The organism is Collinsella aerofaciens (assembly GCF_018785265.1).
Classification (GTDB): Bacteria; Actinomycetota; Coriobacteriia; order Coriobacteriales; family Coriobacteriaceae; genus Collinsella; species Collinsella aerofaciens_AI.
Genome location: NZ_WQPK01000045.1, coordinates 311,106 through 328,479, shown reverse-complemented (window position 1 = coordinate 328,479; position 17,374 = coordinate 311,106). Strand labels below are relative to the sequence as shown.

The following is a 17,374-nucleotide window of genomic DNA, read 5'->3' as shown; positions in this document are numbered from 1 at the left end:
CTCTTTGCGATAAAAAACGTTGGAAGCTCATTCGACACGCCGTTCTTTGCAATCAAAGATGAAGCATCTCTTACTCACGGATTTGCGTCACCAGTAAGTTCCCATTTTCGATTAGAACGTGAATAAGCAATAAGCCCTTGGGCCTTCAGCTCGCCAAGCAATTTATCTAAATTACGCTTAGATAGCTCACAGTCCTTCCCGAGTTCATCTTTATTTGAGCAGGACCCACTCGAGATTCGAGACAAAACCAATTGACGTTTGTTTTCCCACTCCCGTTCTGAGGTCTCTTTCTTTCGGGCAATTTCTTCCGCCTCATATACAGCCTCTGACTTAACCACAGCAATCCAATCAATGAGAGTGCTGCATTTAAGAAATAAACGAGAACTCACCTCAAATGAATCCGCTCCAATGAGATCTTTTCCTGGCATACCGTTTTCAAAAGCAATGAAATCTACACCGTTCTTTTCGACCAATTGAAAGCGACAATGTGCCAACGAATTTCTAATAATCCGAAATAAATCAAGCACAAAATTGCTGTTGATGAGCGCCACAACGCGATTTGAGGTACAAGTTGAAGCAAAATTGCCAGGCATATCAGCATCAACAAACCTATTTTTCATCTCTTCTTTTCGTGTGGCCGTAAATAGCGTCGACCCATCGCAGAGATTGGCCACTTCCAATAATCTTCGGTGAAGGTACCCGGATTTAGGAGGAACACTATCGGCCCATCCATAATCGAGAAGCGATATCCCTCTGCTACTCACACCTTTACAAGGAGATTCAACCAGAAAAAACTGAATAATAGAACCCATGACGTCATTAGGGTCATTAACCTTAACAGCCTTTATCCAGCTTGGCTTAGGTTCGACATATTCAATTTTAGTCTTATCGACAGGCTTGTGCCTCTTCTTTTCAGCCATGACGATCACCTAGACAAGAGGATTACGTTTAAAATCCCAGGAGGTTTCAAACGAATCGTAGTCCGCCTTTGAAATTGAGCGAGAGTCTTCAACGAGTGAGCAGACAGTCGGTTCGGCATCCTCATCTTGGATAATCGGCAACTGACCGATTTGGCCTACCTCAAAGTTTAGAGTCGGCGACATAAACGCCAAATCAATTTCGGCAATGGAACAGTTGCAGAAAGCCTGGATGTATCGAAGCTCGTTCGGCTCCGCAAAAAGACATGCACCAGCTACCTCAAATAGCATCCCTCGAGGCGCAAACCTAAAGGAAGCAAGGCTGGAAGAAATTTTAGACCAGGAAACCGCAGGCTTGAAGTAGTCGCCCTGGTTCTTGATTACAAAATCAGGTGTAGAGAGATAAGTATACTTGGCCAGAATCGCTTCCTTCATCTCCCGACCGTCATCAAACCAATTAACCACCTCGTCGTAGTCACCCCACCACTTTCGATAGGAGCCGCCCCGAATAATCGGGAACCAGCGGGAACCACTCTGCTTTGCCTCGGACCTGCCGCCGCAATCTCGCGATGTGTTGGAAGGCGCCACTTCCCACCATTTCCTCAAAAAGCGGCCATTATCACTCGTCGCCAAGCCCTGACGCGGAGTAGCAATAGCATCGAGCCTTTTTCCTTTTGAGAATGATTCAACAAGGGCATCACTGGCCCAGTAGGCAATGGGGGTGCCGGGAATCTGTTTGAAGGTCTCGGCGTCGCGGCGGTAGAACCAGCCGCAGTCGGGGTTTCGGATCGCTTCGAGGGCCTTCGGAGCCTGAACGGCAGCACCAACGAAGTCCGAAAGGCGCACGTAGCCGCCCTTGTAGCCCTTGATGAACGAGTTGTGGAACGTATAGGTGCAGATGGGCACGGTCGCGCCGGCGAAGCCCGAGTACTCGAGCTGAATGAGCGAAGTCAGCGTTCTGTTGTCGATAATCTCGTTGCGGAGCTTCTCATAGCTTCCGATGAACATCCAGACGAAAGGCGACATGACGCCGCACTCGCCGTGGTCCTTGGCGAGATTGAACATGCGAACGACAAAGCTGGAGAACAGGTCGCTCTTCACGTCGGGGTAGTTCTTCTTGACCCACTTGGACATGAAGGGGTTAAAGCTGCTGCTGCCCATATACGGAGGATTCGCAACGGTGCAGATAAAACGACGGGACAGCTTCTCGCAGATGGCGGCAGCGCTTTCGAGCTTAGTTTTGGCCGTAGCGGCAAAAAGGTCATCGGAACAACTCGCGACGGCAGCCTTGAGCTCGTCGATCTCGTCCTCTGAGGGATTGAGCAGCGAACCGATCTCGCCCAAATGACTCAGCTCCTCGGCGAGCTTCTTGTTACCCGGCAGCTCGTCCTCCCCTAGCGGGATGCTCGAGAGCACGGTAACGTCGGCGCGAACGCCACGCCTAAAGAAGCGACGGTCGTGCTCGCGGGCGCACATGGCAAGCGCCAGCTCCGCGATCTGTGCCGCGCGGGAATCGATTTCCATACCTGCAAGGTTTTTAGTAAGAATGAGCTCGGGAATCTCGCGCTCACGATAGCCGCGCTCCTCGTACATATGGAAGAGCAGCTCAAACGCATAGACCAAGATATGGCCCGAGCCGCATGCGGGGTCGCAGAGGGTTATCTCCTCGGGACTCGAAATGCGGATGAAGTCCTCGTGCTCAGCATCGGGCTCGATGTAATACTCCATGCGCTCGCGTAGCGAACTCCCCGGATTGTTGAGCATCCACAGACGGCCGAGCGAGTTCTCGACCATATAGCGCACGATCCACTCGGGGGTGAAGAGCTGCGTGGCGGGCGCGATGTCCTCCGCCGCTGCCTTGCGCTTGGACTTGAAGAACTCGTCTTTAACGTCAGCGTTGTAGTACTGATACATCCAACCCAGAACGGTCACGCCCTCGCGCCAGTCCTCGTCAGCGAGGACGGCGTTGAGCTTGCCCACCACGCCATCGGACATCATGAGGCCCTGGGGCAGCAGCAGTTCCATGGCTCCGCCCACGCGTTCAAAGACGCCTGGCAGGCAATCGGCAAGCTCCTCGCACTGAGCCACAAACAGGTAACGCCACAGCGGTTCATCCAAGCCCGCCATCTTGAGTTCGGCTATGCGATCGGTATCGACCGTCGTTATTTCCACGTCCAGTGCGTTCTCCACGGCCTCGCTGCCATGGCTGCCGTCCGCACGACTTAGCATGCGCATACGGCTGGGAAGCCATCCGCGTGCATCCATGAAGCGAATGGCCACGATGCGGTTGAACCAGGTGTAGGCAGCACGGTCGCGCAGCGCCTCGTGACCCACCCCTGCCTGCATGCGCAGCAGTTCGTCGCGTTGCTCGACCTCAGCCGGACTTAGGGGCAGGCCGTTGACGGTCTCGGATCCAGTGGGCGCAGGTGCAGGTTCGGTGATGCCGTAGCGCACCATCTGCGCCTCCACGCCTTTGATGAGCTCCGTGCGGGCCCAAGTGCAGAAGCTCTTAAGAGCAGAATCGTTCATGGTTGATGAGCCTTTCTAAACGCCATAAGCCACCGGTGCGCGCTTTGGCGCCAGTGGCTCTGCGGGCTAGTTGATACGAATCTCGTCGTTTGCAGCGAGTGCTTGCATAAGGCGGGAGCGCAAGTCGTCCACATAGCGCTCCACGTCCTCTGTGGACAAGAGACGACTCGGCTTGACCAGATCGGCTCGGCGCACGGTCTTGATCTTGCGCTGGGGCACGGGCGCAGGCGTGGGCGCTGACGACGCAACGCCCTTGTTGGAGATTTTCTTGACCACCTCACCCGTACTCGTGACTTCGGTGGTGCGGCGCTCGTTGTCCATACGTATGCGGGCCGCATCCACAGCGTCGTACATCCCGTTGGTTGCTGCGCTGAGCCAATTGCCCCAGTTAGTCGCGGCAACGCTCAGCTCATTGAGGCTTTGAGCGCTGTGGGCACGGTTTTTGAACGACTCGTATTTGGTGCCGGCGTCTGCTATGGCATCCTTGGCTTGTTTGACAAAGCCCTTTTGGCTCTCTGCTTGTGCCTGCAAGTCTTGCAGATCGCTCTCGATGCGATGCAAAAGCTCATTGCGGCGGATGCCCAGCAGCTTTTTAATGTCGTCCTCGACGGGATCCATAAGCGGTTGAAGGTCTTTAATGCGGCCGTAGGGCTTGGGATCTTTGAGGATCTCGCGCACCTTTGCCACGTTCTCCACCGCGCTGGGAATGTCATCGGAGGCATACTCGATACCCTCGGTGCGGCTCAAGAAATCCTTGGCGTGGTCAAATGCCGTTCGTTGGTTGGACTCGAAGAACTCAACCACCTTGTCAAAATCGTCCTTGGCATCGAGCAAACGGTCCTCGTGCTTGGTAAACGTGGTCAAGAACGCCTCGGACTCGCTCTGGTCCTTAAGAACGTCGACGACCTCAGAGCGCATCTTCTCGCACTCACTCTCGCCAGGATACGGATAGAGCGGTTTGATGCCCGTATAGAAGCCGTGCGCCATATCGAGGCAGGCTTGACGAAGGCTCTCAAGGCGCTCTTTAAGCTCGGCCACGAGCTTATCCTCATCGGAGGGCACGGTATCAAGGTCAAACAGGTCACGCATAAGATCGCCCGTATCGCGCAGCAAACGGTCACTCATACGCACGCGTAGACGCACCTGCACCTTATCGGCATCCTTGCGCAAGAACGCCACCATTCGATTGTCGTTGGCTTGGATCGTCTGACCGCCAAACAGCACTTGCGCGCGTTGCTCAACCACAAGCTGCGCCACCACATTTGCGATATTGACCTCGCGCCAGCCATAGGGCTTTTGCTGGTACTTGCGCTGAATATCACCCATAGCGGTATCCAAATGACGCTGATGCTGCACTCTGAGGTAATCCTCGACATCCTTGAGGGCGCGCGCATTCCCAGCGTCCATGCCATCAAGCCCAGCTTGAATATTGCCCGCCAGCGTGGAGCGGATATCGGAATCGCCCTCGACCGGCGCGCCGATATAGCCAGCCTTACCAAAGATTACGTCGCACAACTGCGCGAGCACCTGGTCGAAGACCTGCGCAGGCTTGGTGGCACGGACCTCAACCATGCGCCCGTTGACGGCGCATCGTGCATGAAGCACCGCCTCGGTCAAAAGGGTGTCAGCCTCTTTCTCGTTAGAGTCCTTCTCACGCATTTTGGCCTCGACAATCTGGCGGGTGCTCGGCGGTAACTCCTGCAGGTTGCGCGTCTGGGCGTACATGCAAATCTTGGCGGCGTTGACGAGTGGGGTCCAATAATCCACCTCGTCGCTCAAGGCCACGATGGCTTTATCCACAGATTTCAATGCTAACTCGGCATCGTCGGCGCAGCCCAAGTCACTGGCCATGGTCACCACGGAAAGTTCCATACCGCCCATGCTGGATCCATGAATCGAGCCATCCACGTAGCGGTCAAAGGGGAAGTCGTTGGCCTCGCGGGTGAGCTTGCGCGCAGTGTAGATGCTCTCGAACAGGCGCTTCTTGATAGACTCGATCACCTTTGCGTTGTCGATCGGGGTCTGCGCGATCTCCTGTGCAATTTCCTGCTCCTCATCGGTAAGGAAGCTGTAGGTATCACCCTGGCGCGCAACGTAGTTCTCGCGCTCCAAGCGGGCGAGGGATTCCTTGACGCGGTCCTTAAGGGCGCGCTTGTCCACGTCAAGGCTATCAATCATGAAGATGGAGATGTTCTCGACCGAGGCCTTAACGTAGCCGATGTAGCGGATCAAGTACAGGAGCTTAAGCACCCGAACATCGTAGCTCTCAAGACCTTCTGCGTTTTCAGCTGCGCGCTCCGCGCAGACGACGACCTGAATGATGCCGTGCTCCAGGTCTTTAGAGATTGTGTCGAAGAAGCGCCAGAAGGGCACGAGAGCGCCGGTCTGCTCATGCTGGATAGCCTGAGCACTCTCCTGGAAAGCGCTCAGCATGGAGCGCTCGCCCGTGGACATGTGTTTGGCCTTGACGCCGTGCTTGCGCACCTCGGTCATGACGTCGGGCAGCAGCTTGAACTGATAGCCTACAAACGGGTAGCTGGCGACAAACTCCTTGGCGTTGGCATAGCCCGCAAGATCGGCGCGCGAGCCTTCAAATGTGAAGTTGTTTTTGAGGACCGCGGAGTCCTGCTTATAGAGTTGGGCAAGCGCATCGGCCGCCGGTGCGGTCTTCTCCAAAATACGGCGCTGAATGACCTCGTCAGCGCTGGAGCTGGAAAGCGAAAGGCGAGTATCAAATCGACCCAAGATCTTAGAGAACATGCTCGTATCCAGCCCGCCCGGTAAACCGAGATTGTAGATGTCTTCTTGACTCGAAACCATCACCCAAACACGGCCACCACAAACTGATCCAAGTTCCTCGACTACCGTCTGGAGACTCAACAGACGATCCGAATTGCCGCCGTTAGCAATAAACTGGCCAACCTCATCAACCATGAAGACCAAGCGAAAATCGCCACCATTGGCAGCCGCCTGAGCGTCAATGTACTCCTTAACCTTTTGAGCAAATTCATCAGGCTGAAGAAGCTCGTCATCAGGAGCAGAGACCCATGCACTAATTTCATCGTCGCTCATGCCCAGAACAGATTTAAGAAGCTTACGAAAAGCCTTGTTATACCTATAGGTCTTGCGATTTTCAAGCCATGTATTTCTTGTTAGACGCTCAAATTCGTCGCGAAACTCTTGAGTTTTACCTATCTCATCGATGTACTCCTCAAGCTGAGCAAGCTTGGGCTTAACGCCGTAAAACCCTCGCGCCTCATAAAACACGCGCTGGAATCCATAGAGAACAGCAACAGATGCCTTATCGCCCTTCCACGACCCCGCCTTGGTGTCGATATTGAACAGTAAGGTTTGCGTAGGAACGGAACAGGCGTGCTCCATAGAAGCAAACACCAACGGATCGGCAATCTTGCCATCAAAAAAAGAGATAGCGCGCTTCCCATCAACATTGAGATTCCCAAGCAAATAGCTCAAGATTTTAAGAAAGTGTGACTTACCGGACCCATAAAAACCGCTGACCCATACGCCCATTTTGTTGGTAGGGTTATACAGAGAATCGCCGTAGGCTTTAAATAAAGTTGCGAAGTGACCTTGCAGCTCGCGCGTCACCACATACTCGCTAAGCTCTTGCCTAATTGACTCGTCTTTCTCATCGTCAGCGACAACAACACCATTAATGGAACGGTTGATGTCCTTCGCGAAGAGATTGCGAACAGTTGTGTTATCCATTGTAAACTCCTTAAAGCTGGAGAACGGCAGTCAACAAAGCGGGCGGAAAGTCGCACTTAAGAGATATCGATTGCGCGATAGTAATTCTCTGCTGCAAGCCTGTTAAACAAGGTGACAGATGAACCGTTAAAGGTGCCGGGGTAAGCCGCAATAACGGGGACATCAGAAAAGTCAGACTGCATTGAATCGAACAGGTTATGGACTCTCAAAAAGGGGTAAACCTCGCCAACCCCAACGAGCAAAATCGCATCGCCCGGTACATGTGGTTGCGTCAGGTCCAAAACCACATCGGAGACAACATCAGGCTGGCAATAATCAACCACGTCATCGAGCACTGCCTTTGAGCCAAAATCAGTTTCTTGCTCTTGCATGGCTTCAAGAACATCGAGGTCATCAAGAATCGCCAGCACAACGTCATAGAGGTTTACGACCTTGAGCGCACAGGGGAGCTTGCCAGCCGCGGAGTCATGCGCCAGGGTGTCAAATAACGCGCGGGCCTCAAACTCGAGCGCCGGGTCGTAGCAGAAGGTATGAAATCCAATCTCGTTGCCGATGCCTTTGTTGGAGAGAAAATCCTCGTTGCTCAGACATGCGCGGAGGAGCTGAGAGCGCCGCTCGAACTCCTGGCGGGCGCGTTTGGCATGGGAATGGGCTGCCACGACGCGGTCGCGGGAGCGGATACCGATGTTGGCGGTGATGTCGGTCGCCGGAGTTATCGCGGGACCGTCGGCGGTGCTGATGTGCGCCATGCTAGATTACCGCCCTTCCTGTAAGGGCAACGACAAGCGACTGTTCGCCAAGCCGCAGAAGGGCATGCTCAATATCGGGGTCAAGGAAGAGCGCAGACAGGCGCTCGGACTCCGGGCCCTGGCCCTCGCTGATAAGGCCGGCATGGCGGAGCGTCTGGCGGAGCGAGCCCTTAATGCGCTTGACCGTGGCCTCAGTCCAGCGGGCCGCGTCCGGATACTCCGTGGTAAAGCGTGTCATAAAGGCGTTGAGGTCAACCGCCGTAAAGGCATAATCGAAGTTTTGTAGGCGCTCCCCTACCTCGATGAGCACGAGCTCGCGCACGATATCGTAGCGGCAGATCATGCTGTAGAAGATGGCCTGGTCCGCCTGCGTGGGAGTGCCGGATGCCATGAGCCTGGTTAGGGATGACGCAGCCTCGACGGCGGTTTTGGGGTCGATGCCGCGCGCGGCGCATACGGCGTCCGTGGGCACCATGGCGTCAAGGCGGCGAAGGCACACGGTTGCGCGGTTGGCGACCATGCGCTCCGTGGGATATTGAAAGAGGTTCTCGCTCTTTACGCGTACAATGACCTGCTCGTCGCTTGCGCCCTGCATACGAAGGGCAGCAACGATGCGCATCTCATGCGGGAGGAATTGCTCGCGGGTGAGCACCCCCCCCCGAACGCTTTTTGTGGTTACATCCACAGTACACGCTCCAAGGGTGTCAAAGGCTGTCACAAGTGCGCCGCAACCCGGCAGGCAGGCGCGGCGCACATGACAATAATCATACCTGTTGGTAAAAAAGTTACCACGCCCAGAGTGTCAAATGTTGAGCAACAAAATTTAATCCGGTTAACGGTCATTTTCGCAGCTTAGAAACTTTAACGAGGTCGCCCCAAATCACACTTGCCAGACAACCGCGCTTACGAATGCAGGCACGCATACGCACAACGCCACCCTCCGCTACACTCAACATAGAGTTCTACATATGATTCTATGTAAGGAGTTTCATATGCCTGTCGTAAAGCCTATTTCTGATCTGCAGCGCAACTCTGGCGCTATTGCAGAGAGCTACCACAAGACCAAAGAGCCCGTCTACCTAACCAAAAACGGGTCCGCATCGCTTGTCGTCATGGATGCCGAGGCCTATGACGAGCAGACGCGCGCACTAACCGCCATTCAGGAGCGCGAAGATCGCATTCAGCGCTCCATCGCTCATGGTTACGACGACCTCACCAACGGTCGTGTGCGCCCCTGGAAACAAGCGAAGGCCGAGGCGGATCGGATGCTAGCCCCGAGCCAAGCCCCTCCCCCATGTAACCATCCTGTAAATCATAGCGGCGCAGTCGAGTTTTACCGTGATACGGTCGCGCCTGGCGCTCCACTGTGCTAAAGTATCCCGAACGTTCAAACGACTACGAGGGGGAACTAGAAGATGGCACGTGTGCACAACTTCTCAGCTGGCCCGGCCGCGCTGCCCGCAAGCGTGCTCGCCGAGATTGCCGACGAGATGATGGACTACCGCGGTTGCGGCATGTCCGTGCTCGAGATGAGCCATCGATCTAGCATGTACCAGCAGATCATCGACGACGCCGAGGCAACCCTGCGCCGCCTGTTGAGCATTCCCGACAACTACCGTATCCTGTTTTTGCAGGGCGGCGCCACGCTGCAGTTTGCGGGTATCCCCATGAACCTCATGCACCGCGGCCGCGCCGGCTACGTCGTGACGGGCAACTTTGCCAACAAGGCGTACAAGGAGGCCGCCAAGTACGGCGAGGCCGTGCTGCTCGCGAGCTCCGAGGACACCAACTTCGACCGCATTCCCAGTATGGCCGATGTCAACGCGCGCATTGCCGCCGAGGCCGAGGGCGATGGGCTCGACTACGTCTACATCTGCCAGAACAACACCATCTTTGGCACCATGTACCACGAGCTGCCCGATTGCGGCGACGTACCGCTGGTAGCCGATGTCTCGAGCTGCTTTCTGTCGCAGCCGCTCGACGTTGAGCGCTACGGGCTCATTTACGCTGGCGCACAGAAAAACGCCGGCGCCGCGGGCGTGACCGTGGTCATCGTGCGCGACGACCTCATCACAGATGGCCCCGCCTTTGCGCAGACGCCGCAGTACCTGGACCTTAAGACCCAGGCCGCCAAGGGCTCCATGCTCAACACGCCCAACACCTTTGGCATCTACGTGTGCGGCAAGGTGTTCCGGTGGGTCGAGGAGACCGGCGGACTTGCCGCCATGGCCGAACGCAACTGGGCCAAGGCCAACCTGCTCTACGACCTGCTCGAGCACAGCGAGCTGTTCCATGGCACCGCGCAGGCCGACAGCCGCTCCATCGCCAACGTCACCTTCCGCACCGACGACGCCGAACTCGACGCGGCCTTTGTCGCAGGCGCGGCCGAGCACCAGATTCAAAACGTCAAGGGCCATCGCCTGGTGGGCGGCATGCGCGCGAGCGTCTACAACGCCGTGACCATGGAAGACACGCAGGCACTGGCCTCGTACATGAAGGACTTCGAAGCGCAGCATAGTTTGAGTCCGCGATCTAACTAGCCCGCAACGCGCGGGCCGACCAGCCACTTCAAACCACTTGTTTTAGACAAACCTGCTAAGGAGTTTTTCATGCGCAAAATTAAAACCATCGACGACATTACCAAAGACGGCAAGGTCGAGTTTGGCGAGGGCTACGAGTTTGTGGGCACCGCCGAGGAGGCCGACGCCATCCTGATGCGCTCCACCGACCTGCACGGCTACGAGCTGCCCGAGGGCATCCGCGCCATCGCCCGCTGCGGCGCAGGCGTCAACAACATCCCCGTTGAGGAGTACGCCAAGAAGGGCGTCGTCGTCTTTAACTCCCCCGGCGCCAACAGCAACGCCGTCAAGGAGCTCGTCCTGGGCATGCTAGTGCTCTCGAGCCGCGGCGTGGTGCAGTCGATGAACTGGGTGCGAGACAACGCCGACGACCCCGAGATCCAGGTCGATGCCGAGAAGGCCAAGAAGGCCTTTGTGGGCCGCGAGCTCAAGGGTAAGCGCATCGGCGTCATCGGTCTGGGCAACGTGGGCTCCAAGGTCGCTAACGCCTGCGTCGACCTGGGCATGGACGTCTACGGCTACGATCCGTTCATTTCCGTCGAGCACGCGTGGGTGCTGAGCCGCGAGGTGCAGCGCGTGGGCACGCTCGAGGATCTCTGCCGCGGCTGCGATTACCTCACGGTGCACGTGCCCAGCAAGGCCGACACCATCGGCATGATCAGCACCGAGCAGATTAACCTGCTGGCACCCGACGCCGTGCTCATCAACTACGCACGCGAAACCATCATTGACGAGGACGCCGTCGACGCCGCCCTGCGCGAGGGCAAGCTCAGCTGGTTTAGCTGCGACTTCGCCACGCCCAAGACGGTCAAGATGCCCAATACGTTTATCACCACGCACTCGGGCGCCGGCACCGGCGAAGCCGAGGCCAACTGCGCCGACATGGCCATCAGCGAGCTCAAGGATTACCTGGAGAACGGCAATATCGCGCACAGCGTCAACTATCCTGCCTGCAGCATGGGCAAGGCGCGCGCCGCAAGCCGCATCGCCTGCCTGCACGCCAACGTGCCCAACATGATCGGCCAGATCACGGCAATCCTGGCCAAAGACAACGCCAACGTGCAGCGTATGACCAACGAGTCCGCCGGCGAGAACGCCTACACCATGTTCGACACCGACGAGCACCTGGACAGCAGCACCATCGAGGCGCTCAAGCAGATTCCGTCGATGTATCGCGTGCGCGTGATCAAATAGCGCCGGCTGACCTGACGGGCAGCTCCCCATGTGGCCTGCCCGTCACTGACATTGAATGCCCGCGGGGGTGCCTTTCGCACGAGAGGCGCCCCCGTTTTTGTGAGCGCTCCATTAAATGCACCGAGCCGCTTCTTGGCATACAATCTGTATGTTGACCTAACTATCTGTGAGGTGCCTATGGTTGATACAGATTTTGCCTGGCGGCTTACGCAAGGGCTCGTGCGGATCGACAGTTCCGACCCAGGTGCGTATGAGGGCGAGATTGAACGCTATATCAAAGCGTTGGTTGAGGAACGGTTGGCGCAGCTGAGCCATCCGGTACTCGATGCCGTGCAGGTTGAGGAACTCGAGGTGCTGCCCGGGCGCCGCAACCTTATGGTCACCGTGCCGGGACTGAGCGACGAGCCACGGCTCGTCTATATCTGCCATATGGATACCGTTACACTGGGCGATGGCTGGGACGCGGACATTCCGCCGCTCGGAGCGATCGTGCGCAACGATAAACTCTATGGCCGCGGTGCCTGCGATATGAAGGGTGGCCTGGCCTGCGCCATTGCCGCACTGGTCCATACGCTCGAGCGCGTGGCGGCAGAAGGCAAGCTGCCCCGCCGTGGCTTCTCACTCATTTGCTCGGTCGACGAGGAGGACTTTATGCGCGGCTCAGAGGCCACGATCGATGCTGGCTGGGTCGGCTCGCGTGAATGGGTGCTGGACACCGAGCCCACCGACGGACAGATCCAGGTGGCGCACAAGGGGCGTACGTGGTTCGAGATTGAAATGACTGGCGTGACGGCGCATGCGAGCCAGCCCTGGAAGGGCGCGGATGCCGTCGCCGCCATGGCCGAGGTCGTGTGTTCGCTCCGTCGCGCGTTTATGGCGCTGCCCGCGCACGATGAGCTGGGGCCTTCGACCATCACGTTTGGCCAAATCGAGGGCGGATATCGCCCCTACGTCGTACCCGACCGCGCCAAAGTCTGGGTCGACATGCGTCTGACGCCTCCGACCGATACGGCCGCCGCGACGCGCATGGTAGAGCAGGCCATCGCCGTCGCCGAAGCCGCCGTTCCCGGTTGCCATGGCAGCTACACCGTGACGGGCGACCGCCCCGCCATCGAGCGCGACCCGAACTCTCCCCTTCTAGCAGCGCTCAAGCGTGCCGCCGATGACGTGACGGACGCGGACACGACCGTCGGCTTCTTTACCGGCTACACCGACACCGCCGTCATTGCCGGCAAGACAGGTAACCGCAATTGCATGAGCTACGGTCCCGGGTCGCTCGCGCTCGCGCACAAGCCCAACGAATATGTGCCCCACGCCGATATCGTTCGTTGTCAGCAGGTGCTAATCGCGCTCGCCGATAACGTGCTCTGGGACGCGAGCGGCCAAGTTGGGGCATAATAAGCCGCGAACAAACCGACTCGTGCGTTAGGACCGCCCATGAAAGCACTTCCGTTTCCCTGCATCCGCCCGGCTCAGGACCGCGTGCTCGAGGCGCTGCCTGCAATGGGCAGCATCCTGAGCGGCAACGATGCTCTGCGCGGAGCCATTGCCGATGGTCTGATGCTCAAGGACCCGGGTGCGGCGTATTACGTGTACGAATGCTCGGGCGAGCCGGGACGTGTGACGGGTGTCGTGGCGATCTGCCCGGTTGGTGCGCTGGCGGGCGGCGACGCGGTTGCCGCCGATACGACCGCCGCTGCGCGCGCAATCGCCGACCTCAAGGTACAGCCCCGTCCCGTAACGCTTGTCTACGAAGCCTCTCCCGTCATGGATATCATCCTCGGCGCCGCAAAAGAGGGCGCTTCACTCTATGCCGTCACCGACCCCGCCGGCATTACGCACCGCGTGTGGGAGGTCAAGCGCGAGGACGCCGTCGGGGCCATCCGCGCCATGCTCGACCAGGCGCCGGAGCCGGCACTGGCCGACGACCCTGCCTACGCTGTCGCACTAGTCGAGGCATCACAGCTCCTGACCGACGATGCACGTGCCGCCGGCACCTACACGGGCAAAGAGCCGTTCAACTTTGCCGTAGCTGCGCTCTTCCCCGCCGCGCAGGTCAGCGGCGGCGCGGCGCAGGTTCCGACGGGTCTGCTCACGCACCAGGTCGCGCGGTTCTAGCAAGACCAGACCGTCCAGCATAAAAATCGGCAGCCCAACAAACAGGGGGCGGAGATGCAGCAGGTACATGCATCTCCGCCCCTTTTGCGTCGAGAAGTTATGCCGACGACCCGTGCCGCCGCGCTCGCGTTATCCGCGCTGCGGACCCGCAGTAGCCACGAGCGGTTCAAGCCCCAGCTCGCGCGCGTAGTCTTCCTGCGTAAAGACTTCGACCAGTTCAAACGTATCGGCCGCATCGTCAAACGCAAAATGCAGCACTGAGCAGTTGCCCGGCACGCGTTCGCGCTCGTCGGCCGCCGCGCCCCGCACGTGGTCCAAAAACTCCTTGATAGCCGAACCGTGGCTCACCGCGAGCACGCACTCGTGGTCCGGACGTCGCATAAGATCGGTTATCGTCGCCGCCATGCGCTCGCGCACCTGCATCTGGCCCTCGCCGCCAAACTGACGATAGAAATCTCGCCACGGGCGCTCGGGCATAAGCATCACGCGCTCGGCCTCAAAGTCGCCAAAGAACCACTCACGCAGACCGTCCAGGCGCTCGTACGCCAAGCCCGGCCACAGGTTGGCGATAGTCTGCTCGGTGCGATGAAGTGTGGAGGTGTAGGCATGATCGGGTTCAATGCCGCGCGCACGCAAGAACATGCCGGCACGCGCCGCCTGGTCGCATCCCAGCTGCGTGAGCGGCGAGTCACTCCAACCCTGAATAATGCGCTTAAGGTTGAATATTGTCTGCCCATGACGAACCAGATACAGGTCTTTATTCATAGGGGTCCTTTCGTTCGTTACCAATCAAGGAGCGAAAACGCACCGTCGCAATAGCCAAAATGAAGCACGGCACCGTTGTCGGGTAGCTCTCCCCTGCCAGTCACATACTCAAGAAACTCCTGGCAGGAAGAGCCGTGGGAGACTGCCAGCACACAGTCGTGCTGCGGCCTGGCCATGATGTGGGACAGCGCCGCGACCATGCGCGACTGGAGCTCGCCTTCAGACTCGCCACCAAAGGCCACCGGATAATCACCCCAGGGCTGCGGCGGCATCTCGCGATTTGATGTACCCTCCAGCGAGCCCAAATGCCACTCGCGCAGGTCATCGACCAGCTCTATCGAGCGGCCCTCACCAGCAATTAGCTCAGCCGTACGCCGCGCCCGGCCCAACGGGGAGGAATACACACGGTCAAAGGTCACGCCACGCGCCTCAAACGCCGCGCGCGTCGCCAGCGCCTGCTCGCGCCCGCGCGCCGTAAGCGGCGAATCGTGCCCACCCTGCAAAATGTTCTGCACATTGAGCTCAGTCTGCCCATGCCGCACCAAATACAAATCTGCCACACGTCCTCCCCTCGCACCACCGCAAAGGGGACAGGTACCTTTGTGGTGGTTTACCGCCGGATCACACCGCGGTGACGCTCAACTACACCAGTACGTCGACAAGCGAGCGCTTGGGTACGTGGTGCACCTGCGCCTCGTCGCGCCAATAATTGATGGAGCCGTCGGGGTTGGAATCGATCGCATCGATCACCTGTGTCTCGGCCGGAACGCCAAACGCCATGATCAGCTTGAGCTCATACTTGTCGTTATCGAGCCCCATGGCATCGATCGCGTGGGGCGTAAAGGCCTTGAACATGCAGGCTGCCACCTCGGGCGTGGCGCTGCGGGCGGCGAGCATCATCGTCTGCGCGGCAATGCCCGTGTCGACCTCGGTAATGGGAGCGGCTGGCTTGCCCGGAACGGCGCGCTCAGCAAGAATCGCGATGTAGCCGGTCGGGCGCTCGCCCTCATCGGGACCCGGCCAATCCTTGAGCGCACCGGCCCATGCAAGCTCGTCAAATACACGCGCGCAGTCCTCTGCACCGCTTACCACATGAAAACGCAGACGCTGAGCATTGGCACCACAGGGAGTCAGGTGCGCCAGCTCCGCCAGCTCAAGCAAAAGCTCACGCGGCACGCGCATGGACTCGTCAAAGCGACGGCACGTGCGGGCGCAGCGAACCAACGCATCAAACGCGTCCAAGCCGAGCTTTTCGCAACCCTGCTTTGCCATCGACTCAGCGCTTACCGGCGCTGCGGGAACTGCTTCGTTCATAGGGACCCCCAATTTCGGGCAATTGTTCTTAGGAAAATCTAACCTAAAACGTAGGCAATAACGAACAGGGCTGCAATGTTCTACACCTGTTGAATAGAAAATCGCGACGTGGGGAACAACGGAAACAATTCGGGGCCTTTGGGTTACGTTTCGCCCTCCCCGACCCATACGCCAGCGCCTTTAGGCGATACTGGTTGTAATGATCAAGGCTTACGCCGCACGGAAAGGAGACATTATGGGCATCTTTAAGAACGATGACCAAAAATCGAGCCAGTTTGGATTTGACGAGAAAAGCATGGCGGGCAAAGCCGTCAAGGCCGTACGCTGGATTTACGCCATCACGGGCGTCTTGGCGCTCGTCGCCGGCATCGCACTGCTGTTTGCGCCCGCCAAGTCCCTCGTCTTCCTAACGACCGTCTTGGGCTTCTACTTTGTGATCACGGCCGCGATCAGGCTGTTTACCGCTGTTTTCGAGCCACTGCTGCCCACCGGCTGGCGCGTGACGAGCATCATCTCCAACCTACTCATTATCTTGGGCGGCGTCATAATCCTGCGCAACCAGGCCTTCTCGACCGCGACGCTCACCACGATGGTGGTTATCGTGGCCGGCTTTGGCTGGATCGTCGAAGGTGTCATGTCCATTCTGGAGTCCGAGCTTTCGTCCAACCGTGCCCTCGCCATCCTGAGCGGCGCGCTCTCCATCATCGCCGGCATGTTCGTGTTTATCTATCCGCTGTGGTCGGCCAAGATGCTCGTCATCTTTAGCGGCGCCGCACTGCTGGTGTTTGGCGTAACGCTGATTGTTCGCGCTATTCAATTTGGCAAACTGGTGCACTAGATGCCGCGAACGCTCTTTATTGATGCAGACGCCTGCCCGGTCACGCGCGAGTCGATTGACTGCGCGCGGCGGGCGGGCGTCGCCGTCGTTATCGCCGGCAACAGCACACAGAACCTGGAACGCCACATTCGCCGCGACGATCCGCGCGACGTCGAGCATGCGCGACGCGGATTTTGGGTCACGACGCTCGATGTGAGCGTGGGCGCCGACAGCGCCGACTTTGCCATTGTCGAACGCCTGCAGGCGGGCGACGTAGTCGTGACGCAGGACATTGGCTTGGCGAGCATGGTGCTCGGGCGCGATGCCGCCGCCATCGGCGTGCGCGGGCGCGTCTACGATAAGGCGACCATCGACATGCAACTGTTTATTCGCCACGAGGAAAAGAAGGTGCGCCGCGCCGGCGGTCGCACTCGCGGTCCGGCGGCATTTACCAGCGAAGACCGGGCCCGCTTTAAGCGCAACCTCACCGAGCTGCTGCGCTAACCAAGGTAGATTTTCGGGACATGCCCGGAAATCTACCTTTTTGTTTTGAGCGGTGTGAGCGCTCGGAATCCATGGCTCAACAAAAAACGGGCTTCAAAATGCCATGCGTCGCCGCATTGCGCAGGCGCCGAGCATGGCTATTTGAAGCCCATTTTTTAG

At 58.2% G+C, this 17,374-nt stretch carries 15 protein-coding genes; 7 read left to right on the top strand and 8 right to left on the bottom strand.

Features of this window, described 5'->3' with window-relative positions; all coding sequences use genetic code 11:
* Positions 1 to 74: 74 nt before the first annotated feature.
* From GPK42_RS08820 to GPK42_RS08800, 5 genes are all read right to left on the bottom strand, one after another.
* The gene (locus GPK42_RS08820; protein ID WP_215694815.1) at positions 75 to 920 is read right to left on the bottom strand and encodes a hypothetical protein; all 846 of its coding nucleotides are present in this window, start codon (positions 918 to 920) and stop codon (positions 75 to 77) included.
* A 9-nt stretch (positions 921 to 929) separates the two neighbouring features.
* A complete protein-coding gene (gene pglX / locus GPK42_RS08815) occupies positions 930 to 3,446 on the bottom strand; it encodes a BREX-1 system adenine-specific DNA-methyltransferase PglX (RefSeq protein WP_215694814.1) in 2,517 nt (838 codons plus the stop codon).
* A 66-nt stretch (positions 3,447 to 3,512) separates the two neighbouring features.
* Positions 3,513 to 7,175: a BREX system P-loop protein BrxC gene (brxC, locus tag GPK42_RS08810; protein ID WP_215694813.1), complete on the bottom strand. Its 3,663-nt coding sequence runs from the start codon at positions 7,173 to 7,175 to the stop codon at positions 3,513 to 3,515.
* 56 nt (positions 7,176 to 7,231) lie between these two features.
* On the bottom strand, positions 7,232 to 7,924 hold the full coding sequence (locus GPK42_RS08805) for a DUF1788 domain-containing protein (protein WP_215694812.1): 693 nt from the start codon (positions 7,922 to 7,924) through the stop codon (positions 7,232 to 7,234).
* 1 nt (position 7,925) lies between these two features.
* Complete coding sequence (locus tag GPK42_RS08800; RefSeq protein ID WP_215694811.1) at positions 7,926 to 8,576, bottom strand: DUF1819 family protein; 651 nt, start codon at positions 8,574 to 8,576, stop codon at positions 7,926 to 7,928.
* A 340-nt stretch (positions 8,577 to 8,916) separates the two neighbouring features.
* Here GPK42_RS08800 and GPK42_RS08795 point away from each other — a divergent pair, with 340 nt between their 5' ends.
* The 5 genes from GPK42_RS08795 (at position 8,917) to GPK42_RS08775 (ending at position 13,815) form a co-directional block, all read left to right on the top strand.
* Complete coding sequence (locus tag GPK42_RS08795; RefSeq protein ID WP_215694810.1) at positions 8,917 to 9,297, top strand: type II toxin-antitoxin system Phd/YefM family antitoxin; 381 nt, start codon at positions 8,917 to 8,919, stop codon at positions 9,295 to 9,297.
* A gap of 42 nt (positions 9,298 to 9,339) precedes the next feature.
* Complete coding sequence (gene serC, locus GPK42_RS08790) at positions 9,340 to 10,464, top strand: 3-phosphoserine/phosphohydroxythreonine transaminase (protein WP_215694809.1); 1,125 nt, start codon at positions 9,340 to 9,342, stop codon at positions 10,462 to 10,464.
* Positions 10,465 to 10,533: 69 nt separating this feature from the next.
* The gene (locus tag GPK42_RS08785) at positions 10,534 to 11,697 is read left to right on the top strand and encodes a phosphoglycerate dehydrogenase (protein ID WP_215694808.1); all 1,164 of its coding nucleotides are present in this window, start codon (positions 10,534 to 10,536) and stop codon (positions 11,695 to 11,697) included.
* A gap of 177 nt (positions 11,698 to 11,874) precedes the next feature.
* Positions 11,875 to 13,095 (top strand): M20 family metallopeptidase, encoded by a 1,221-nt coding sequence (locus tag GPK42_RS08780; RefSeq protein ID WP_215694807.1) that lies wholly within the window; start codon positions 11,875 to 11,877, stop codon positions 13,093 to 13,095.
* Positions 13,096 to 13,134: 39 nt separating this feature from the next.
* Positions 13,135 to 13,815 carry a DUF1015 family protein gene (locus GPK42_RS08775; protein ID WP_195445930.1) on the top strand — a complete coding sequence of 227 codons (681 nt, stop codon included), beginning with the start codon at positions 13,135 to 13,137 and terminating at the stop codon, positions 13,813 to 13,815.
* 129 nt (positions 13,816 to 13,944) lie between these two features.
* On the opposite strand, the gene GPK42_RS08770 is transcribed toward GPK42_RS08775, so the two are convergent.
* The 3 genes from GPK42_RS08770 to GPK42_RS08760 form a co-directional block, all read right to left on the bottom strand.
* Entirely contained in the window at positions 13,945 to 14,580 is a 636-nt protein-coding gene (locus GPK42_RS08770) for a histidine phosphatase family protein (protein ID WP_138374914.1), read from the bottom strand.
* Positions 14,581 to 14,597: 17 nt separating this feature from the next.
* Positions 14,598 to 15,140, bottom strand: a complete 543-nt coding sequence (locus tag GPK42_RS08765; protein WP_035137274.1) for a histidine phosphatase family protein — start codon at positions 15,138 to 15,140, stop codon at positions 14,598 to 14,600.
* Positions 15,141 to 15,222: 82 nt separating this feature from the next.
* On the bottom strand, positions 15,223 to 15,894 hold the full coding sequence (locus GPK42_RS08760) for a nitroreductase family protein (RefSeq protein ID WP_195445928.1): 672 nt from the start codon (positions 15,892 to 15,894) through the stop codon (positions 15,223 to 15,225).
* 235 nt (positions 15,895 to 16,129) lie between these two features.
* Between GPK42_RS08760 and GPK42_RS08755 the strand changes: the two genes are divergently transcribed.
* Both GPK42_RS08755 and GPK42_RS08750 read left to right on the top strand, forming a co-directional pair.
* Positions 16,130 to 16,732, top strand: coding sequence for an HdeD family acid-resistance protein (locus tag GPK42_RS08755; protein ID WP_035137275.1), 603 nt, complete (start codon positions 16,130 to 16,132; stop codon positions 16,730 to 16,732).
* A complete protein-coding gene (locus GPK42_RS08750) occupies positions 16,733 to 17,215 on the top strand; it encodes a YaiI/YqxD family protein (RefSeq protein WP_055310731.1) in 483 nt (160 codons plus the stop codon). It begins immediately after the preceding gene.
* The last annotated feature ends 159 nt before the right edge of the window (positions 17,216 to 17,374 follow it).